Genomic DNA, 18,692 nt, shown 5'->3' on the forward strand with positions numbered 1-18,692 from the left:
ATCAAAGTCCAACCCCCGCACTCGAGATCACGGGTCCGGGGATCTCACCCATGCCCAGGAGGCACATCATGGCCGATCCCGTTTGGCTCCCCGACGTACTGCGCGCTGAAGGTCTGCGCTGCGACATCTACCCCGGCGCGTTCGAGCGCGGCCACGGCGACTTCGGCGCCATCTGGGGTCCGTTCATGCACCACACCGGTTCGTTCGGCGAGACGCCGCGGGGCATCGCGCAGCACTCGTCGCTCGGCCTCGCGTCGCAGCTTCACCTCGCGGCGAACGGCGTCGTCACGCTGTGCGGCGTCGGCGTCGCGTGGCATGCCGGCACAGGCTCCTGGCCGGGCATCCCGAAGAACAACGGCAACGCCGTCACCATCGGCATCGAGGCCGCGCACAACGGCACCGCGGCATGGTCGGACGCCCAGTACGGCGCCTACCTGAAGGTGGTCCGCGCGATCAACAAGCGCCTCGGCAACCCGTGGAACAAGGTCGTGGCGCACAAGGAGTACGGCGCGATCCAGGGCAAGTGGGACCCCGGCAACCTCGACATGAAGCTGTTCCGTCACCGCCTCCTCCAGGCGCCGGACAAGCCGCTCGTGATCATCAACATGATCGAGCTCGAGGCCAAGGAGAACCCGTGGGTCGGCGCGCGGAAGGCGAAGGCCGGCGCCGCAGGGGAGCGCCCAGTCGGCCGCGACGGCAAGGGCCGGTTCGTCGAGTACGACAACGCGCACATCTACTTCCACCCGGCGACCGGCGCCCACGCGATCCCGCACGGTGGACTGTTCGAGGCGTACACCGACCGCAAGTGGGAGACGGGCGAACTCGGATTCCCGGTCCGCGACTTCACGAAGCTCGCCGACGGCGCGGTCATGGCGTTCCAGGGTGGCGTGCTGTACCGCAAGGACGGCCAGGACCACCACGTCGTGAAGGGCGTCATCGGTCAGCGGTGGGCGCTTGAGGGATACGAGAAGGGCCCTCTCGGCTGGCCGACGTCGGACGAGATCCCGAATGGCACCGGCGGCAAGTACCAGACCTTCGAGCACGGCGTCCTCGAGTGGGACCCGTCAGGCGCGGTGAAGAAGATCGGCGACGCCGCGAAGGACCTCACGCTCGTCAACGCGGCCGGCATCCCGCTGGCCGTCGAAGCAGTCGACCTCACAGCGGCCTGAGCCGCACCGTCAGAAGGAGATTCACCATGACCATCGCCAGCTACAAGCCCTCGCAGATCCGCAAGTTCATCGTCGGCATCGTCGGCGCATTCGTCGCCCTCGCGGTCAGCCTGACGGGTGAGTTCGCCAGCTTCCTGCCCGCCGAGGCTGCGACCTGGATCTCGACGGGTGTCGCGTTCGCCACCGCGGTCGGCGTGTACCTCACCAAGAACGCCGCTGTCATCGACAGCCTGGATGGCGGCGGCATCAACACACTCGTCGAGCGCACCGCAGCCCAGATCGAGGGACAGCTTCGAGAGATCCAAGCCGCGATCCAGGACGGGAAGAACATCCGGGTCAATGTCCAGCGGCCGACGACCGAGTTCGACGGCAACATCGGATCGTCGGAAGGCTGATGCTCGGCGCGCGGCTGATGGCCGCGGTCACCGGCTGCATGCAGGTGGCGGTCGGCGTGCTGTACATCTCCCCCGAGGAGTTGGTGCGCCGACCATTGCAGCCCGGCCAGGTGTCTGCCGTCGTGTGGGTGGAATCCATTGGCCCCATGTGGTTCTTCGGATTCCTCCTCACCGGACTGGCGCTACTCCTTGCTGTCGTGCGCAGACGCGGGTTCATCTTCGCCCACGTCGCTACGTCGGGGTTCCTGGCGTTTTACGCCGGGTGCATCCTCTTCTCCGCTGTTCTGACTGAACCGCCGGTTCCTGTAGTCCACGGGACGTTCGCGGGCTTCATGGCGATCTTGCACATTGCGATCGCCCGTGGTGACGCGGAAAGGAACTGTCGGTGAGCCCAGAATTGATCGCCTCTTTCGGAGGTCTACTCGCTGCCATCGGTGCGCTCGTGACCGGCGTGCTGGCGACGCGCTCGAAGGTGAAGCTCGACGACATCGCCAAGCTGCACGCCCGGATTGATGAGCTCGAGGCCGACCTCGCGAAGGAGAGGGAGGCCCGCGACCGCGATAACGACCAGGCGCGGGCGAAGCACTCGCGGATCATCGCCGACTACGAAGCCGAGCTGGCTGAGCTGAAGGAGCGTCTGCGACAGCGGGATCGGACCATCGGGCGTCTCGATCATGTGGTGCTCGCGCTGCGCACCTACGTCGCGCGGGCCCGACGGAAGCTCGTCGACCACGAGATCGACCCGCCGGCCGAGGTCGAGGGGATGAACGACTGATGATCGAACTCTTCTGGTGCGACGGCACGTGGGCAGGGCGTGGGGGGTCGCCGGCGTCGGAGGCACTGAGGCGGAGTCTGCGGCCGTCGGTGAAGTTCACCTACGTCAGCTATCCTGGCATGTTCGGCCCGGCGACCGGCGCACACCACATGTCGGCGGCTGAGTCGATCGAGGCCGGCGCGCGCACAATGGCCGCTGCTGTCCACGCCTCCCCGTATCCGGCGATCGTCGGAGGCTACAGCCAGGGCGCGATGGTGGCGTACCGGTTCGCCCGCGACATCCTGCCGAAGCGCCCCGAGCTCGACGTGCGGGCGGTGGCGGCAATGGGCAACCCGCACGAACCATCGCACCGGGGCGGGCGCGGCGGGATCGCCGAGCGAGTGGCACTCCCGCGGCCACTGATCTCCGAGTGGGCGCCCGGCGACCCGATCGCCGACCTCGAGGAGAATGCGCTGCTGCGCGAGGTGTGGGACCTGACCAGGTGGATGTCCGTGCGCGACTTCCCGTCTGCGGTCCGATGGGCCAACTCCCTCAGCGACAACGTCATCGAGAGTGCCGCCGGCGACGACGGCCCCGACGAGTGGTGGCGACGTCCTGACGTCCTCGCGTCGCTCCGTGGGGCGAACGCCTATTTGTTCGGCACCCAGCACACCACCGACTACCGGCGACTCGGTCTCGCAACGCGCCTGGCTCGCAGGATTGAGCGGGTGGTCTGATGCCGGCATGGCGCTATCCCGGGGCGAAGCCGACCGTCGATGACGAGGACGGCCTGCTCGGACAGCTCCAGGGCATCTTCGGGAATGTGTTTACGACCCTGCTCACCAACATTCTCACCGGGGTGTTGACGGGCCTGGCGGCCCCGTTCGTCTTCCTCGCAGAGCTCATGGGCTTGCGGTGGAGTCAGGTCGACCGTCATGAAGATGGCATCCAGGGGATCCACAACGGCTGGTTCGGTGGCGGCGCCACCGGCGATCCGCTCGAGGTGCAGTACACGATCGAGTCGATCAAAGACACTGTGATGAACGGTGCGACGGTGGAGACGAAAACGTCGTCGGGCACGTGGACGAAACCGCCCGGCATCGTTGAGCTGACGGTGATCATGATTAGCGCCGGATATAACGGCGCCAACGGAACTGTCGGCGGCGGCACCAGACCAGGCGGCGCTCCCGGATGGGGTGGGTCTTTTCGCGCGCAGGTCCTGGACCCATCGTTGCTGCCGGATTCGATCCCGTACACCGTCGGAACCAACGGCGCGGCATCGACGTTCGGTGACATCTCCGTGCAGACACCGGTTGGTGGCCCGCAGAACGCGGCGCGCGGCGACATGATCAGCTTCTCCGAGGCCACACCGTCGCTGCCCGCTGCCAGGGGCGGGCAGGGCGGACAGAGCGGCCAGCTCAACGCCGACAACACCGATGGGTCGCCGGGTCAAGCATCACTTCTTGGAGCGGGCGGGTCAGGGGGCGCGCGGAAAGTCAACGGTGGAACCGCCGGGCCGGGAACGGCAGGCGGAAACGTCAGTCTCACTGCGGCAACTAAGGGTGGCGGCGGGGGCGGCGGAGGTGGGGGCGGCGCCCAAACCGCTGACTTCACCAATGCCGAGGCCGGGCCGGGCGCACCTGGAGGCTATCCGGGCGGTCCGGGTGGTGGCGGTGGGTCGTGCTACAACGGAAGCCTTTTCGCTGAAGGAACTGCCGGTGCCGGCGGTCTCGGTGCGCACGGCGTCATCTGGATTATCCACAAATCCCCAACTCTCCCCGAGGAGCCGTGATGGACGCTGTTCTCGTCGAGGCCGATGTCGCCTACGCCTGCCCGGTCACCAACCTGTACACCTGCGAGAGCGGGCAACACCTGCTCATCACGGTCCGCGCGAACGACTACGTGGCAGGCATTTTCGAGGGGCTGACCGGAATTACGATGCCGTCGGCCTCTCGACACGTGACCCCCAGCGTCGAGGTGTTTCTCGCCGACGAACGGGGTCAGGTCATCGACTACGACGGCGACCCCACCAACGGACTCACCCCGATCCTGTCTACCGATCCGGCGTCATTCGCGATGACCATCGTCCCCGACCTCCACACCCACGCCGACGCTCTCGCAGCACTCGGCTACACCGTCACCGATACACCCGAGGAGTCCTGATGCCCACAGTGTCTTTCACCGTGAAAGACGGGATCGGCAACGCGAGCGGCCGCCGAGATCTGTTCTTCCGGTCCACCCACCTCCGCCATACCGACGGAGCGATCATCTCCACCAAGAGCGGAGACGAACCAGGCAGAGTCCCGGTCGTCGACGGCCAGGTCGTCGAACTCGACCTCGCCGAAGGCCCGTGGCAGGTGTCAGGTCTCGACTACTACGGCGTCGGCACCATCGACTTCACCGTCCCTCCCGAAGGCGGCGACCTGTGGGACCTGATTGCCCTCGAGATCGGCCTACCGAAACCGAGCAACACCGAACAGGTGCGAGCCGCTGTGCAGTCATGGCTGGACGACAACGCCCCCGACGACCTGCTGTCGAAAACGGACGCTGACGCGACATATGTGCGGTCTGTGAACGGCGAACCGGTCGGCCCGGACGGCAACGTCACCGTCTCGGCGGAATGGTCGGCCATCGATGGCAAGCCGAGCGTCATCGCGGCTGGCGCAAATGCCGCGGCGGCACGTACCGCCATCGGGGCCGGAACAGCGTCCACCGTCGATGACCTGACCAACGCCACCGCGGTGGGAAAGTCGCTGGCTAAGTCCGCCGACGCGACCGCGGCGCGGGCCACGATCTCAGCGGCCTCGACCTCGTTCCTCGCACGAAACGCGCGCGACGCAGGGATCAGCATCACTGGTTCCGTGGACGAGACCACGAAGATCAACGCTTACCTGCAGGACGCGTACAACAATCAGCGCGAGGCGTACTTCCCACGTGGCGACTACCTGGCTGACCAGATTGTGATCCCGTCAGGGCTGGCTGTGGTTGGTGGCGGAGTAGGCGGGTTCGGCATCAATGCCGCCGCCGCAGGAACACGGTTCCGACAGCCGATCGGGGCGAACAAGCCGATGGTGGTGTTCACCGGGAACCTCGATGACGGCAAGCTACAGATCGGGCCGGTCGACATCTCGCACATCATGTTCATGGGTCGGCTGGAGAACACCGCCGGCAGCGCGATCGCCTTCCAGGCCGCCGACGGAACCCTCGGCATTATCCAGGACACGACGGTCATCAAGAACTGCATCTTCCGGTACTGGCCCCAGCACGGCATCGAAAGCAAGGCGGGCGCTCGACCGTTCCACGTCGAGGACGTCAACTTCCTGTGGAACGGCGGCGCCGGATGCTACTTCGAGCAGTCGAACCCGAACTACGTGCAGGCGGTGTGCTTCGACAACATCTCGGGTGACGGCAACGGCATGGGGCTGGTGTATTTCAAGAACCTCGACAGCCATGCCTCCGTCAGCTTCGTCGCGCCGAAAAGCGAGCGGCGCGTTCATGCGGTCACTGGGGTGCCAGGCCAGCTCGACGCAGTGATCTTCGAGAATTGTGACGACTCGAAGGTCAACATCGTCGGCGGCACACACATCTCATCCGTGCCGTCCGGCGCGAACCACGAGCCGCCCGGGGCGTTCATCGTGGTGAAGGGCACAGGAAAGCCGCAGATCCACTGGGTCGGTCTTGACGTCCGTGTCCGGCCCACTGACGTCGCCGGTTCCCCGTCGATGATCAAGGATGAGGCCCTGGGCTACACCATTCCGATCACCACGAGTGAGGGGTTCTACGGCGGAACCGACGGCCAGTACCGGTGGGCACATTCGCTGACGATCGGCCGCGAGGATGAGCCGCTGGTCGGTGAATCGACCCTGTCGCGCCGGAACATCGCGTCGAACGCTGTGGGATCTTCATCTGGCGCGCTCCGGCTGACCTACTTCACCGCCAAGAAGACCGAATCTGTCGCCAACGTGCGCGTCATCAGCGGCACCACCGCTGCTGCGACGCCCACCCTGTGCCGGATCGGCGTGTACGAGGTGGCAGCGAACGGGGACCTCACGTTGGTGGGCGCAACAGCCAACGACACCACCGTCTTCGCCGGCGCAAACACTCGGTACACCCGGGCGCTGACAGCCCCATTCACGAAGATCCGGGGCCGCCGGTACGCGGTGGGGATCTTGGTCGTCGCGGGCACGGTCCCGAACTTCACGGGACTCGGGGCGCTCAATACCGACGAGGCGGCGGTGGAGCCCCGCGTTGCGGGGGTGGTTCACAGCCAGTCTGACCTGCCGTCCACCGTGGCTGCGTCGTCGCTGGCGATCTCGGGTGCACAGATCTACGCCGTCTTGACACCCTGACGCGGAGGACGTGAGCTCGCGGCTGGCTGCCCGTCCTGCTCCTGGCGGTGTTTCCGCGGCACGAACACCGCGAGGAACAGCAGCAGGAATACCGGGGTCTGACTCAGGCCCGGCGCGAGACTGACCTCGGTGCCTGCCGACAACCCGAGCATGAGGGCGATCGCGAACACCGGCAGCAGCTCGGGGCGCTGCGCATACCGCCACACCAGGAACACCGTCACGCCGAGCACGCAGAACGCGCCGATGAGTCCGCCGTCGAACAGTGTTTGCAGGAACGAGTTGTGCATTGTCAACGCGCTACGGCGGGAGAGGAAGTCGCCGATCCCGGTGGCGTAGTAGTCCGACGCGCCAGAGACGGCGTGCCCGTTGTAGCCGAACCCGGCGACCTGATGCAGCAGCGAGTCGACCTGGCGGTCCCAGAACCCGATGCTCTGCTCCCAGATGATGTCTCTGGTGCCGAGGCCACCGATGTCGTGGACGCTCTGGCCGCGAGCAAGGTAGTCGTTGCCGGCGATCTTCTCGGCCACCCAGTTCACGCTCGGCCGGAGCGCGGGGAGGAGGAACGGCAGCAGCATCACTCCACCGGCAACGAACGGTGCACCTCGCCGCGTAATCCGCGGCGCGATGAGGATGAACAGCGCCGCGGGGATGAGCATGAGCAGCGGTGTGCGGCTGTTCGATGCGGCGATGACGAACAGGCCGGCGGCCACGCCCACCCAGTGGTACCAGCGCGGCGCGGTTCGGACACTCAGCATGGCGACGACGGCCAGGATGAGTGCTGCTGCGATGAACGACGGTTCGTTGATCGACCGGGCAAACGGGAAGAACACACGGGCCCCGAAGAACCCGCCGCTCGACTCGTAGCCGCCGACCCGGACCGACGCCGAGACGGACTGGATACCGACGATCCAGCCTGCGATGTTGGCGACCAGGTACAGTGACAGGCCGGCGGTCAGGGATGCGTACGCCGTCGTCCTGGAGACGCTCACCGATGCGGCGGCGAGAACGAGGACAACGAGCACGAACAGTGCTGCGATCGTGTACGGACCGTTGCGGAAGATCAGGCCGGCGGCCAACAGGAGCAGCAGAACCGGCACGTAGTTGATCGGGGCGTCGTCGACTCGCTGGCGTCGTGCGAGGCTGATGAGTAGCAGCAGGCCGAGCAGGACCAGCGTGAGGATTGTGCTGTGTCGGATCGACACCACGAGGGGCAGCGCGACGAGCTCGAGTGCGAGTGGGTGGCGCTCCATTCGGGTGAGTGCCGGCAGGGATCGGCGTAGTCCGATCAGCATGCCGACCGCGGCGACGAGAACGCCGAGCCCGATGGCCCACCACGGGGCGAACGCGGCGGCGGCGCCAGCAGCGATCGCGAAGACGACGCCGCCGATTGTCCACCCTATTCCGACTGTTGCCATTCGGTCATCATGCCCTATTCGGGAATGGGCCGCCGAGTCACGGTCGGCGAAATATGAGACGCGTCAGCCTCTGCACAGAATCGTTGATCGTCGGCGTTTCCCGCTCCTCGCCCTGGTCGTCGTAGAGCTTCTGACCTGCGACAAGGAAGACGACGGCCATGATGAGAATGGGAATAACGAAGGTGGCGGACGCTCCGTATATACCGCCGACCGATGCTGCGACGAAGAATGCTACGGCGATCCAAAAGAACACTAATGCCGGTTTCGCCATCGTTCACCGCCCCCGTATCTGTGGATGCTCAGGAAATATTGCCACACCGCGGCGCGAAGCGCGCCTCGTCGATCACCGCCGCGACCCGCTCATAACTTCGGGTGTGGGCCTTCGAGAGAGGAGGTGAGTTCGATGATGAACATCGCCAAGATCAGACGGGGCGAGTGCGGAGACCCTGGCCCGTACGCCGCGCATTGCACCCTCGATCCCGGGCACCAGTGGAGCTGCTACGACGGCGGCGAGGACGTGTCGTTCAACCATCGCCAGGACTTCCGGCACGACTGCACGGACCCCGAGTGCGAGCGCCAGCACTTCACCAACGAGGGCGACTGACGACCCTCACGGCTCCCAGTCGTCGCCGAGCACCGCGGCCAGCCGGTCGGTGAGGTCGGGCGCTTCGGGCCGTCGGCTGTAAACGACGTCCTCGCACTCGACGACGAGCTCGAGGAGGTCGGGGTCCGGCTCAACCCATCCGCCATCCGTGCGCACCTGGTGCTCGGCCTGCCGACGCCGCATCACCGACGCGACAGCTTGGGCGGCGGCGCGCAGCGTCTCACGATCGGTCAGCTGCGCTCCTCGAGGTGCTCCACCCGCGCTTCGAGTCCCTGAATCAGTTCCTCGAACGCGGCCGACAGGTTCACTAGAAGGCCGACCCGACGGAGTGCTGCCAGGGCATAAACGCCGAGATCATCCGCGCCGTCCGACGGGCTGCGCTCGATAGCCCGGGTGATCCGTTGCGTAATCGGCAACCCCGGGAGCCGCTCCTCGAACGCACCGGTGTTTACGAATCCATCAGAGACGTCCCCTGCCTCGCTCGGAATCCGGATCAGCGACTCCAACTCGGCAATCGCGTTCACGACAGCCTCGACTGGATTGGTCCCGTCATTCAACCGCTGCGCGAGTGTGTGTGTTGTTTCGAGGTGCGGGGGCAGTCCACTCGTATCGAACGCGTCTTCAGACACAGTCTCTCCTCCTGTTGGTGCTCCCAGCGTAGGAGAAAACTGCGCGGGAACCGCGCACCAGCGAGCAGCGTCTAATCCGCATGCTCTACGACGTCCTCGCCATCATCGTCTGCCTGTGCGCCGCCGGTCTGCTCATGCTCACCGCTCCGAGATCGTGAGAAGTGTTGCGCAACAACAGAATTGCGTGCTACAGTGATCTCACAAGTTCAGAGCGGGTGAGAGTCAGGAACATCACCAGATCGCCGACGCACAGCGACCCGGCCACTGCGGAAACAATGAGACACCACCCCCGGAGGCCCATGACGGGGCACCCGCTCTGAACCTGGACAACCACGACGGCCCGCCCTCCACACGGAGGGCGGGCCGGTTTCGTCGTTCTGTGGAATCGCTATGGCGCGGCTCCGGTTTCGCGGGTAGAAACGAGAGCGGCCCCGGTGGTGTTGGAGCACCATCCGAGGCCTTGCCACCCGTTCAGAGCTGACCTGAAGGATGACCGTGTCTCACGCTACCGAAGCGTGCGCGCTCGCACGCGCCGACCTCGACCTGTACATCGAATCGTTCCTCGCCCGCTGGGAATCTGCCAACACCCGCGCCACTTACCGCCAGGACCTCATCATGTGGCTGCGCTGGTGCGACCTCCACGACAAGCACCCGATCTCCGACGCCTCCCGACCTCTCGTCGAGATCTGGATGCGGTGGCTGCGCGACGAGCGCGGCAACTCGGCGTCGACGATCAACCACCGCGTCGGCACCCTGTCCCAGTTCTTCGAGATCGCCCTCGACGACGACCTCGTCCGGAAGAACCCGTGCCGTCTCGTGCGTCGGCCGCGCGCGACACCGGACGCCGACGAGCGGATCGCGCTGACCCGTGACGAGATGCAACGCCTCACCACCGCCGCGGCCGCGTCGAGCCCGGCCGACCACGCACTCATCGTGCTGATGGGGATGTGCGGGCTGCGTGTGTCGGAGGCGTGCGGCCTCGACGTAACCGACTGCAACGAGATCGCGAAAGCTCACCGGTGCGTCCGGTTCGTCGGCAAAGGCAGCAAGCCCGCGCTCGTCCCGATGCCGCCCGCAGTCCAGCGTGCCGTCGACGCCGCGATCGGCGACCGCACCACCGGGCCGCTCATCGTCCGCCGCGACGGCTCGAGAATGACGAGAAGATCCGCCGACCGCGTGGTGAAGCGGTGCGCAAAAGACGCCGGAATCACCTCAGTCTCCGTCTCGCCGCACACCCTGCGCCACACCTTCATCGTCGGCGCGCTCGACGCCGGCGCCTCGCCCCGCACCGTCCAGCTCTCCGCCCGCCACGCCGACATCTCGACCACCCTGTCGACCTACGACCGCGGCCGCCAGGCACTCGACGACCACGCCGCGTACATCGTCGCCGGGTACTTCGGGTCCGCCGCCTAGGACGCTCAGGCCCACGGTTTACCCACGACAAACGCAACAGAATCGATGGATTGACGGGTAACACGTGGACCGCGTTACTGCGATGAGCTGGAACTACGGGAGCGGGCGGGGATATGTGGACCCCGACCTACGCGCGGGCCAGTTCAGAAGGTTTGGGGTTCGAATCCCTACGGGCGCACAGAGAATCGCCAGGCGAGACCATGTCTCGCCTGGCGTTTTGTTTCGTCTTCTCACCACGAGATGCTGATCCCCAACTATAGTTGCGATAGTCTAACTTTAGTTGGAGGGGAGTCGGAGATGCAGCTCCACAAGCCGTTCGCGACGGTGACGCCGACCCTGGACGGCGACGTGCTCGATGTCCTTGCGAGTGCAGACGAAACATTCACGATCACTCAGGTCCAGCGCATTCTCACCTCTGCGTCGGGAGAAGGAATTCGCAAGGTCCTCAACCGCCTCACCAAACAGGGCGTGGTGCTGCATGACGAGGTGGGTAGGACCCACACTTACCGTCTCAACACCGAGCATCTAGCGGCTGACGCAATCATGGCGGTATCGCGCCTGAACTCGACTTTTCTGCGCCGACTCGAACAACACCTGAGCAGCTGGGGGAGCACGCTGCGTTACGCCGCCGTGTTCGGTTCGGCCGCCACGGGGCGGATGGCGCTCGACAGCGACATCGATTTGTTCCTGGTGCGGGGCCCTGATTCCTCCGACGACGGGGACGACTTGTGGGAACAACGGGTGACCGAACTCGCTCGACTGATCACCGCGTGGACCGGTAACGACGGCCGGATTGTCGAGTACGCCGAGCAGGAGTTTCATGCCGCGGCCTCTGCCGGTGAGGCTGTGTTCGACGACGTGTCGAAGCAGGGCCTGACCGTCGCGGGGACACGGTCCTGGTTCAACGCGCAGCTGCGTTCGGTGAGGAGGCCTTGATGGCCGGACAGCGGAACTGTGACTCCGGGGTCACCGCGGGGCGTCTGTCGAAGGCGAACGAATTTTTCGACGCCGCAGAACTTCTCGTCGACGAAATGCCCAACGCTGCCGGCGACTTGTACGTCGATGCGGGTATCGCTGCCGCGGACGCGATCTGCTGCGTGCGCCTCGGTACGCACTCGAACACCGGCAACCACAGTGAGGCTGTTGCCCTGCTCCGGCGAGCGGACAGCGGATCCGAACGGCATCTGAATACGCTGCTCAATTTGAAGAACAAGGTTGCTTACACACATCAGGACCTGAGCTCCGCAGAGTTGAAGAAGATGAATCGCGCTGCGGAACATTTGGTCGAGGCGGCGAAGCAGGCGGTTGCGGCTCGGGGGTAGCGCCGCGTGCAGAAAGTCTGGGGTTCGAATCCCTACGGGCGCACCACAGAGGCCCGTCACCGATCCCGGTGACGGGCCTCTTCTGTGTGCACCGGAACCCTGGGTGGGTGGACGAGGTGCCGGTGCTGTCTTCCATCCTCGCCGGCGTCCGGGACGTCGACACGAGTACGGCACTACCCCAATCGGTGGTGGGGTCTACGTGCGGAGGATCACCAACTGCTGAGTCGCCCGGGTCATCGACACGTAGCGGTCGACCGCGCCTTCGGTGCCCGCGCCGAAGGCGTCGGGGTCGACGAGCACCACGAGGTCGAACTCGAGCCCCTTGGCGAGGGTGGGGGTGAGCGACCGCACGCGGTCGGTCCCGGCGAAGCCGGGTTCGCCGATCACACAGGCGATTCCGTCTCGATGGGTCGAGATCCAGTCGTCGACCACGGTGTCGAGGTCCGCGCGGTCGCCGTAGGTGACCGGAATGCCCGCGCGCCGAACCGAAGTCGGCACGTTCGCGTCGGGGAGCGCCGCGCGGATGACGGGGGCGGCCGCATCCATGATCTCTTCCGGGGTCCGGTAGTTGATCGTGAGTCCCGCCGAGGTGACGTCGCGCAGACCGACCCGCCGAAGTCGCTCTGCCCACGACTCGGGGAATCCGCGTCGTGCTTGCGCGCGGTCGCCGACGACGGTGAAGCTCTTCGACGGGCAACGGTCGATCAGCATCTGCCACTGGGCGTCGGTGAGTTCCTGCGCTTCGTCGACGACGATGTGCGCGAACGGCCCGGACAGTGAGCGGGCGGTCTCGCTCACGGACCCGTCCCCGAGGTTGTGGCGCAGGTTCTCGTGCCGGAGCATCGTCATGAGTCCCTCGCCGTCGTCGTGGACCTCGGCGGCGATAAGATCGTCGACCACCTGGTCGATCCGCTCGCGTTCCCTCGCCAGGTCCGTGCGCTGCCGGCGACGTCGGGCCGACGCTGCCGGGTCTCCGATCCGGCGATGGGCGCGGTCGAGGATCGGCAGGTCGGCATCGGTCCAGGCGTCGGGGACGCTGCGCTGGAGTGCGCGTACCTCGCCGGGCGGCAGCCACGGCGCACACATGCGGAGGAAGGCCGGCACCGACCACAGGTCACCGACGATCTCGGCGGCGTCCAGGATCGGCCATGCCCGCGAGAAGGCCGCCGCGAGTTCGTCATTCGCCGCCAACGCACGATGCAGCGCGTGCTGGGGCACGTCGTCGTCGTGTCGCGACGCGATGATCGACACCAGTTCTTCCCACACTTCGTCCCGCGCCTCGTTGTGTGCGGTTCCGCGCTCGGCTGCGTCGAAGGCGTCTGCCCAGTCACCCGCGGTCAGAGTCGTCTCCGTCCAGGGTGTTTCGACCACGAACGGCGTCGTCGGCGGTTGTTCGTAGAACTTGACCGCCGGCTCGACCGCCTCGACCATGCGAGCCGACGACTTCAACCGTGCCACGTCGACGTCGGCTTCGGTTGTCGCCGAATCACCTTCGACGACGAGATCGGCGAGGGTGCACGTCTGAACGCTCTCCTCGCCGAGGCTCGGCAGCACATCGGCGACGTAGGCGAGGTATGGCCGATGAGGTCCGACGACGAGCAACCCGCCCCGATGACCGGCGAGGCGCGGATCGGCGTAGACGAGGTAGGCGGCGCGATGCAGCGCGACGACTGTCTTGCCGGTTCCCGGCCCGCCGTCGACGACGAGGGTCCGGTGCGAGTCGGCTCGGATGATCGCGTCCTGATCGGTGGCGATGGTGCCCAGGACATCTCGCATGCGCGGGGAACGACTGGCGCCGAGGTCGGCGAGGAACGCGGACTGCTCGTCGAGCGCCGCGTGCGAGGTGAGCACCGCGGGGTCGTCGACGAAGACCTCGTCCCAGTAGTCGGTGATCCGGCCGTGGGTCCAGCGGTAGCGGCGTCGGCTCACCAGTCCCATCGGGTCGCGGCGGGTGGCGGCGAAGAACGGCGCGGCCAGCGGGGTGCGCCAGTCGACGAGCAGGGTCTCGCCGGCGGCATCGGTCAGCCCGAGCCGGCCGATGTAGAGGATCTCCCCGTCGTCGCGGACCAGCCGACCCAGGCACAGGTCGAGGCCGAACCGCCGCAGCGATCGGATACGTGCGCCGAGCTGGTGGATCTCCATGTCGCGGTCGACGGCCCGGCGACCCCTGCCACCGGCTTCGCGCCGAAGGTGCTGCAGGCGCTCGTCGGCGTAGGCCAAGGTGCGTCGAAGGTTCGTGGTGATCGAGGCGAAGTGTCGGGTGTCGTCGGCGACGAGGGCCGGATCGTTCTTCGGGGACAGGCTGTCGGGGAGGGCGAACACCGCGGTGGTCGTCGAAGTCGCGTCGTCGGGGACTGGGGCTTCGGGGACTGGGGTCTCGAGGACTGGGGTTTCGGGGACTGGGGGCACAGAGATGACTCCGAATCAGCAGGTGGCAGGGCTGGTCGTCGCAGGTGAGACAGCGATTCTGCACCGGATAGGGGGTCTTGCGGCAAGCCCCTGTCCAGGGCTTATGGTGAAAGGGGCAGAGATCGGCGGGTGCGCAGGTGAAACGGACCCCGATATCACTTGTCCTGGACGTCCGCGCAGCTGTTGCAGCCCACGGTGCTGTATGTGAAAGTACTTTCAGTTCACTACGGTGAACTCTTTTCGGTGGGGCCTGTCAGGGGGCTGCCGCCCCCGAGGGCACGGGGGTGGGGCGGCAGCGCGGCCACGGTTTCCGCGTCTCCGTCATCGATGTTCGGGCTCATTCGACCGACTGGTTCACTGTCGTCGCGGCATCGTCGTGGCCTGCGGTTTTCCGATCGTCGAGGTGGGCTCCCGACTTCGCGCCGTAAGGTCGGAGAGGGAATGACGCGCGGCGTCGAGCCGAACCGTAGGTTTCGGTCGAGGCCGCGCCGCGTCGGCGACGACGCTCGAGAATCCGACCGGAGGCCGACGATGGGACAGCCGTACGGGGGGCCGAACCCCGGCGCTCACGACCCTCGACGCCGCGACGGAGGCGGCAGCCAGACCGGCGGGTCGCCTCGCGATCTCTACGGGCAACCCGTCGCACCGCAGCTCTATCCGCCGCTCGGGTACGCCGCGGACGGGACCCCGATGTTCCGCCCCGGCCAGCCGACGAACACCGAGCTCACCATGGCCGAGCGCGCCGAGCGTGCCGAGGCCGAACGCGTCGCGACTGCCGAGCGGGAGGCCGAAAGCGCCGACGGCCGACCGGGATCACGCATTCGCAAGGTGCCCACCGCGACCCTGATCCTGACCCTGGGCGTGGTGGTGCTGCTCGTGGTGGCTTTCGTCGGGTTCCTCGGGCTGCGGGAGGAGGCACCGCAGGACCGCTTCGCCGACTCGCCGACGGTCACCGACACCATGCCGATCCCACGCACCTTCGAACCGCCCAGCCTGACCCCGCCCGACCCGGGACAGCGGCTCCCGGGTCAACCCGGTGAGCGCATCGATCCGCAGAACAAACCGGTGACCTACGAGGCGACCATCGACGGGCAGGCCACCATCCTCTACGTCGACGACAACGGCTTGCGCTCGGAGTTCGCCCCGACGAATCCGTGGACCGTCCAGTTCACCGGCGGGGTCAACCCGCTGCGCCTCCTGGTCATCGCCGGAACGGGCAGCTCGGTGAGTTGCTCGATCACGGTGGCGGGCGAGGTGGTGGTCGAAGACACCGTGACGCCGTCATCGACCCGCCGAACCGCGTCCTGTATCGCCTGAACGGTCACGTCTTCAGGGCCCCGGGCGGGGTGATCGGTCGGGTGACCAGGTCGTCCGATGTGTGATCGGGGCGGTTGCTCGCTACCGTGGTCACGTGAGTTCTCCGCAGACAGCCCCTGACAGCGGTCAGTCCTCCGCCACCAACGACGAGTTCAAGACGATGCTCACGTGGCGAGGCGAAGACACCGATCGACTGGAACAGGTCCGCCTGGTCGTGTCCGGCGCACGACTCAAGGCCTATGGACGGATCATCGCCGCGGCGACCGCCGACCACGAGGCGTTCTCCGCGTCGTACGAACTGCAGACCACCGATGCCGGTGTGGTCAAGCGGCTCACCGTTCACCTGGTACGCACTGACGGTGAGACGCAGTTCGGCATCACGCGCGACGACGAGGGCACGTGGCTGATCCGTCGTCCCGACGGTGAGACCACCCGCTCGGACTTCGACGGCGCCGAAGACGTGGACCTCGCACTGTCACCGATGTTCAACGCCTTGCCGATCCGGCGACGTGCCCTCTCGGCGTCGACTCCCGGAGCGGTCGAGATCCCCGTCGCCTACATGTACCTGCCCAGCGGAGACGTGAAGCCGGCGACGATGTCGTACACCCCGGGCACGGACGGATTCCGTGTGGTGTCGCCGTTGGCGACGACCACCATCACCGTCGACGAGAACAACTTCGTCGTCGACTACCCAGGTCTCGCACGCCGGGTCTAACGTGTGCGGGCGGCCCCAGGGACACGGCGCGGCGGTCAGCCCACCCACACCCGGCCCTGATGGGCCTGCCGGCGTAGTTCCTGCTGCCAGCCGTCGTCGCCGACCGTCACCCCGGAGATGACCTCCGCGGCGCCGGAATGCAGTTGCTCGTACGCCTTTCGCGCGCGGTGCCCGTCATCGACCAGCACTTCGGCGGTTCCGTGGTCGCGGAGTTCGTCGCGCACGGCCGTGAGTCGGTCGATGGTCTCGCTGAGGACGTTGAGCACGGCGATGCCGTTGGCCTCGATCATCGCGCGCTGCAGGGCGGGTGCGGTGCCCGCGACCCGGGTGCCGTCCCGGAAGCTGCCGGCGGCCAGGCGCAGGGCGAGGTCGCTCTCACCGGCCCCGACGGCGGCCGTGGCCGCGGCGGTCAGGTGTGGCAGATGCGAGATCGCAGCAACCGCCCGATCGTGCGCGTCGGGTGCAACCGGCACCACTCGCGAGCCGACCGTCACGGCCAGCGCGGCCACCGTGAGCCAGTCGTCGGCTGGGGTGTGATCGGTGGTGGTGACCGCCCACATCGCCCCGTCGAAGAGGGTGGCGTCGGTCGCCGCCCAGCCCGACGAACTTGTCCCCGCCATCGGATGCCCGCCGACGTATCGACCTCCGGGATGCAGATCGGCGAGTAGGCGCTCGACTTCCTGCTTGACGCTGATGACGTCGGTGACCAGGAGCCCGGGCGCGTTCTCGGCGATGGCCGTCACCAGGGGGCCGATCGTCGTCACCGGTGTCGCGAGCACGAGCAGCGCGTCCGACGACGCCGCGCGCCGAAGCGTCGCAACAAGATCCGCGGACGCGTCATAACCGTCGCCGATGGCCGCATCGACGGTCGTGGCCGACCGGTTGTAGCCGAACGCTTCGTGCCCGGCGTCGTGCAGGGCCCGCAGCAGCGAGCCGCCGATCAGGCCGAGACCCAGCACACAGACCGGCGTGGGAAGGGCGACAGCGGGGGACGACGGCGCGGCAGTCACCCTGACACGTTCCCATACCGGTCATGCCCGGTGAACCGGGACTTGGGAGTACCGGTGATAGGGGCTACGGTTTGTCGCATGGCCGGTGCCGGATTTGGGAAGTCGGGGTCGAACGCGCAGGACGTGGACGACGACATCGACGGTTTCGCCGTGGCGGTCGTCCGCGACGAGAGCGGGTGGAAGGTCACCGCGATGAAACCGTCGGCGCTCTCTGATCTCGAGGACGCCGAGACCCAGTTGCGTGAGCTGCGTTCGGCGGGCGCGGTCTTCGGGCTCCTCGACGTCGATGACGAGTTCTTCATCATCGTCCGGCCGTCGCCGACCGGGGCGCGTCTGCTGATCTCCGACGCGACCGCCTCCGTCGACTACGACATCGCGGTCGACGCATTGGATGCCCTCAACATCGAGGTCCCCGACATCGATCCGGACGAGCTCGATCAGATCGATCCGTGGGAGGAAGGGGACCTCGGGCTGCTCGCCGACCTGGGACTGCCCGACGCGGTCATGAGCATCATCGTCGGGGACACCGATCTGTACGCCGACGAACAGCTCGGCATGATCGCGGCGCGGCTCGGTTTCGCCGACGAGCTGGGCAAGGTTCTCGACTCCCTCGGCCACTGAGCCCGCACGAAGCCGCGCGATGAGTGCGCCCGCCTGGGAGGCCATGGTCCGGTCCGCGCTCGACGCGGCGGCACTGTCAGGGACCGACGACGTACCAATCGGGGCAGTCGTGTTCGACCCCGAGGGCGTCGAACTGGCCCGGGCCGCCAACCGTCGCGAGGCCGATTCCGATCCGACGGCCCACGCCGAGGTGCTTGCGCTGCGTGCCGCGGCGCGGGCGTTCGGTGATGGATGGCGGCTCCCGGGATGCACGATCGCGGTGACCGTCGAACCGTGCACGATGTGTGCCGGAGCGATCACGCTGTCCCGGGTCGACGCGGTTGTCTTCGGGGCGTGGGAGCCCAAGACCGGTGCCGTCGGTTCGTTGTGGGACGTCGTCCGCGATCCACGGCTGTCGCATCGCCCCCAGGTGAGGGGCGGCGTCCTCGAAGCCGAGTGCCGCGCACTCATGGTCGACTTCTTCGCCACCCGACGACACCCGTGACCGTCGTCATCTCGGGGTCGTGAGGACTCAAGATCGGTGAGATCTCAGGGTGCAGACCGGTGGTCGGCGGCGGGCGGTCCTGGCAG

Annotated in this window: 22 protein-coding genes; 16 read left to right on the forward strand and 6 right to left on the reverse strand. The window is 66.9% G+C overall.

The window, feature by feature from the left end; all coding sequences use genetic code 11:
- Positions 1-68 precede the first annotated feature (68 nt).
- The 8 genes from KB201_RS06195 to KB201_RS06230 are packed head-to-tail and all read left to right on the forward strand — an operon-like array spanning position 69 to position 6,667.
- Positions 69-1,169: an N-acetylmuramoyl-L-alanine amidase gene (locus KB201_RS06195; RefSeq protein ID WP_211538647.1), complete on the forward strand. Its 1,101-nt coding sequence runs from the start codon at positions 69-71 to the stop codon at positions 1,167-1,169.
- A 26-nt stretch (positions 1,170-1,195) separates the two neighbouring features.
- A complete protein-coding gene (locus KB201_RS06200) occupies positions 1,196-1,564 on the forward strand; it encodes a hypothetical protein (RefSeq protein WP_211538648.1) in 369 nt (122 codons plus the stop codon).
- Positions 1,564-1,953 carry a hypothetical protein gene (locus KB201_RS06205; RefSeq protein WP_211538649.1) on the forward strand — a complete coding sequence of 130 codons (390 nt, stop codon included), beginning with the start codon at positions 1,564-1,566 and terminating at the stop codon, positions 1,951-1,953. The genes KB201_RS06200 and KB201_RS06205 overlap by 1 nt, the downstream gene beginning before the upstream one ends.
- 53 nt (positions 1,954-2,006) lie before the next feature.
- Complete coding sequence (locus KB201_RS06210; protein WP_211538650.1) at positions 2,007-2,339, forward strand: hypothetical protein; 333 nt, start codon at positions 2,007-2,009, stop codon at positions 2,337-2,339.
- The gene (locus KB201_RS06215) at positions 2,339-3,055 is read left to right on the forward strand and encodes a PE-PPE domain-containing protein (protein ID WP_211538651.1); all 717 of its coding nucleotides are present in this window, start codon (positions 2,339-2,341) and stop codon (positions 3,053-3,055) included. The genes KB201_RS06210 and KB201_RS06215 overlap by 1 nt, the downstream gene beginning before the upstream one ends.
- The gene (locus KB201_RS06220) at positions 3,055-4,110 is read left to right on the forward strand and encodes a hypothetical protein (protein WP_211538652.1); all 1,056 of its coding nucleotides are present in this window, start codon (positions 3,055-3,057) and stop codon (positions 4,108-4,110) included. Before KB201_RS06215 ends, KB201_RS06220 begins: the two co-directional genes overlap by 1 nt.
- Positions 4,110-4,481 (forward strand): hypothetical protein, encoded by a 372-nt coding sequence (locus KB201_RS06225; protein WP_211538653.1) that lies wholly within the window; start codon positions 4,110-4,112, stop codon positions 4,479-4,481. Before KB201_RS06220 ends, KB201_RS06225 begins: the two co-directional genes overlap by 1 nt.
- The gene (locus KB201_RS06230) at positions 4,481-6,667 is read left to right on the forward strand and encodes a glycosyl hydrolase family 28-related protein (protein ID WP_211538654.1); all 2,187 of its coding nucleotides are present in this window, start codon (positions 4,481-4,483) and stop codon (positions 6,665-6,667) included. Before KB201_RS06225 ends, KB201_RS06230 begins: the two co-directional genes overlap by 1 nt.
- Here the strand turns inward: KB201_RS06230 and KB201_RS06235 are convergent.
- Both KB201_RS06235 and KB201_RS06240 read right to left on the reverse strand, forming a co-directional pair.
- Complete coding sequence (locus KB201_RS06235; protein WP_211538655.1) at positions 6,646-8,082, reverse strand: O-antigen ligase; 1,437 nt, start codon at positions 8,080-8,082, stop codon at positions 6,646-6,648. The two genes, KB201_RS06230 and KB201_RS06235, sit on opposite strands and share 22 nt — an antisense overlap.
- Before the next feature lie 37 nt (positions 8,083-8,119).
- Positions 8,120-8,353: a hypothetical protein gene (locus KB201_RS06240; protein WP_211538656.1), complete on the reverse strand. Its 234-nt coding sequence runs from the start codon at positions 8,351-8,353 to the stop codon at positions 8,120-8,122.
- A 132-nt stretch (positions 8,354-8,485) separates the two neighbouring features.
- On the opposite strand from KB201_RS06240, the gene KB201_RS06245 reads away from it, so the two are divergent.
- Positions 8,486-8,686 carry a hypothetical protein gene (locus tag KB201_RS06245; RefSeq protein WP_211538657.1) on the forward strand — a complete coding sequence of 67 codons (201 nt, stop codon included), beginning with the start codon at positions 8,486-8,488 and terminating at the stop codon, positions 8,684-8,686.
- A gap of 6 nt (positions 8,687-8,692) precedes the next feature.
- On the opposite strand, the gene KB201_RS06250 is transcribed toward KB201_RS06245, so the two are convergent.
- A complete protein-coding gene (locus KB201_RS06250) occupies positions 8,693-8,872 on the reverse strand; it encodes a hypothetical protein (RefSeq protein ID WP_211538658.1) in 180 nt (59 codons plus the stop codon).
- Positions 8,873-8,916: 44 nt separating this feature from the next.
- The gene (locus tag KB201_RS06255; protein ID WP_211538659.1) at positions 8,917-9,315 is read right to left on the reverse strand and encodes a hypothetical protein; all 399 of its coding nucleotides are present in this window, start codon (positions 9,313-9,315) and stop codon (positions 8,917-8,919) included.
- Positions 9,316-9,810: 495 nt separating this feature from the next.
- Here KB201_RS06255 and KB201_RS06260 point away from each other — a divergent pair, with 495 nt between their 5' ends.
- The 3 genes from KB201_RS06260 to KB201_RS06270 all read left to right on the forward strand — a co-directional run bounded on the left by KB201_RS06260 (position 9,811) and on the right by KB201_RS06270 (position 12,050).
- A complete protein-coding gene (locus KB201_RS06260; RefSeq protein WP_211538660.1) occupies positions 9,811-10,728 on the forward strand; it encodes a tyrosine-type recombinase/integrase in 918 nt (305 codons plus the stop codon).
- 297 nt (positions 10,729-11,025) lie between these two features.
- Entirely contained in the window at positions 11,026-11,664 is a 639-nt protein-coding gene (locus tag KB201_RS06265) for a BlaI/MecI/CopY family transcriptional regulator (RefSeq protein ID WP_065631213.1), read from the forward strand.
- Positions 11,664-12,050, forward strand: coding sequence for a hypothetical protein (locus KB201_RS06270; RefSeq protein WP_065631212.1), 387 nt, complete (start codon positions 11,664-11,666; stop codon positions 12,048-12,050). Before KB201_RS06265 ends, KB201_RS06270 begins: the two co-directional genes overlap by 1 nt.
- Positions 12,051-12,245: 195 nt before the next feature.
- On the opposite strand, the gene helR is transcribed toward KB201_RS06270, so the two are convergent.
- Positions 12,246-14,372, reverse strand: coding sequence for an RNA polymerase recycling motor ATPase HelR (helR, locus tag KB201_RS06275; RefSeq protein WP_068972624.1), 2,127 nt, complete (start codon positions 14,370-14,372; stop codon positions 12,246-12,248).
- 618 nt (positions 14,373-14,990) lie between these two features.
- Here helR and KB201_RS06280 point away from each other — a divergent pair.
- Complete coding sequence (locus KB201_RS06280) at positions 14,991-15,776, forward strand: hypothetical protein (protein WP_068972623.1); 786 nt, start codon at positions 14,991-14,993, stop codon at positions 15,774-15,776.
- Between the two features lie 160 nt (positions 15,777-15,936).
- Complete coding sequence (locus KB201_RS06285) at positions 15,937-16,491, forward strand: putative glycolipid-binding domain-containing protein (protein WP_082652894.1); 555 nt, start codon at positions 15,937-15,939, stop codon at positions 16,489-16,491.
- A 35-nt stretch (positions 16,492-16,526) separates the two neighbouring features.
- On the opposite strand, the gene KB201_RS06290 is transcribed toward KB201_RS06285, so the two are convergent.
- Positions 16,527-17,501, reverse strand: a complete 975-nt coding sequence (locus tag KB201_RS06290; RefSeq protein WP_078111845.1) for a prephenate dehydrogenase — start codon at positions 17,499-17,501, stop codon at positions 16,527-16,529.
- A gap of 78 nt (positions 17,502-17,579) precedes the next feature.
- Between KB201_RS06290 and KB201_RS06295 the strand changes: the two genes are divergently transcribed.
- Both KB201_RS06295 and KB201_RS06300 read left to right on the forward strand, forming a co-directional pair.
- Positions 17,580-18,122 carry a tRNA adenosine deaminase-associated protein gene (locus tag KB201_RS06295; protein ID WP_058250986.1) on the forward strand — a complete coding sequence of 181 codons (543 nt, stop codon included), beginning with the start codon at positions 17,580-17,582 and terminating at the stop codon, positions 18,120-18,122.
- Between the two features lie 19 nt (positions 18,123-18,141).
- Positions 18,142-18,606: a nucleoside deaminase gene (locus KB201_RS06300; RefSeq protein WP_176455868.1), complete on the forward strand. Its 465-nt coding sequence runs from the start codon at positions 18,142-18,144 to the stop codon at positions 18,604-18,606.
- Positions 18,607-18,692: the final 86 nt, after the last annotated feature.

Origin of the sequence: Gordonia sp. SCSIO 19800, from assembly GCF_018132775.1 — a bacterium.
In the GTDB taxonomy this organism is placed as follows: domain Bacteria; phylum Actinomycetota; class Actinomycetes; order Mycobacteriales; family Mycobacteriaceae; genus Gordonia; species Gordonia hongkongensis.

Coding starts and splice junctions, on each gene's coding strand:
- KB201_RS06270 (WP_065631212.1), top strand. CDS start 11,664: ATGGCCGGACAGCGGAACTGTGACTCCGGGGTCACCGCGGGGCGTCTG.
- KB201_RS06200 (WP_211538648.1), top strand. CDS start 1,196: ATGACCATCGCCAGCTACAAGCCCTCGCAGATCCGCAAGTTCATCGTC.
- KB201_RS06230 (WP_211538654.1), top strand. CDS start 4,481: ATGCCCACAGTGTCTTTCACCGTGAAAGACGGGATCGGCAACGCGAGC.
- KB201_RS06225 (WP_211538653.1), top strand. CDS start 4,110: ATGGACGCTGTTCTCGTCGAGGCCGATGTCGCCTACGCCTGCCCGGTC.
- KB201_RS06245 (WP_211538657.1), top strand. CDS start 8,486: ATGATGAACATCGCCAAGATCAGACGGGGCGAGTGCGGAGACCCTGGC.
- KB201_RS06300 (WP_176455868.1), top strand. CDS start 18,142: ATGAGTGCGCCCGCCTGGGAGGCCATGGTCCGGTCCGCGCTCGACGCG.
- KB201_RS06240 (WP_211538656.1), bottom strand. CDS start 8,353: ATGGCGAAACCGGCATTAGTGTTCTTTTGGATCGCCGTAGCATTCTTC.
- KB201_RS06215 (WP_211538651.1), top strand. CDS start 2,339: ATGATCGAACTCTTCTGGTGCGACGGCACGTGGGCAGGGCGTGGGGGG.
- KB201_RS06235 (WP_211538655.1), bottom strand. CDS start 8,082: ATGGCAACAGTCGGAATAGGGTGGACAATCGGCGGCGTCGTCTTCGCG.
- KB201_RS06265 (WP_065631213.1), top strand. CDS start 11,026: ATGCAGCTCCACAAGCCGTTCGCGACGGTGACGCCGACCCTGGACGGC.
- KB201_RS06220 (WP_211538652.1), top strand. CDS start 3,055: ATGCCGGCATGGCGCTATCCCGGGGCGAAGCCGACCGTCGATGACGAG.
- KB201_RS06205 (WP_211538649.1), top strand. CDS start 1,564: ATGCTCGGCGCGCGGCTGATGGCCGCGGTCACCGGCTGCATGCAGGTG.
- KB201_RS06195 (WP_211538647.1), top strand. CDS start 69: ATGGCCGATCCCGTTTGGCTCCCCGACGTACTGCGCGCTGAAGGTCTG.
- KB201_RS06285 (WP_082652894.1), top strand. CDS start 15,937: ATGCTCACGTGGCGAGGCGAAGACACCGATCGACTGGAACAGGTCCGC.
- KB201_RS06295 (WP_058250986.1), top strand. CDS start 17,580: ATGGCCGGTGCCGGATTTGGGAAGTCGGGGTCGAACGCGCAGGACGTG.
- KB201_RS06280 (WP_068972623.1), top strand. CDS start 14,991: ATGGGACAGCCGTACGGGGGGCCGAACCCCGGCGCTCACGACCCTCGA.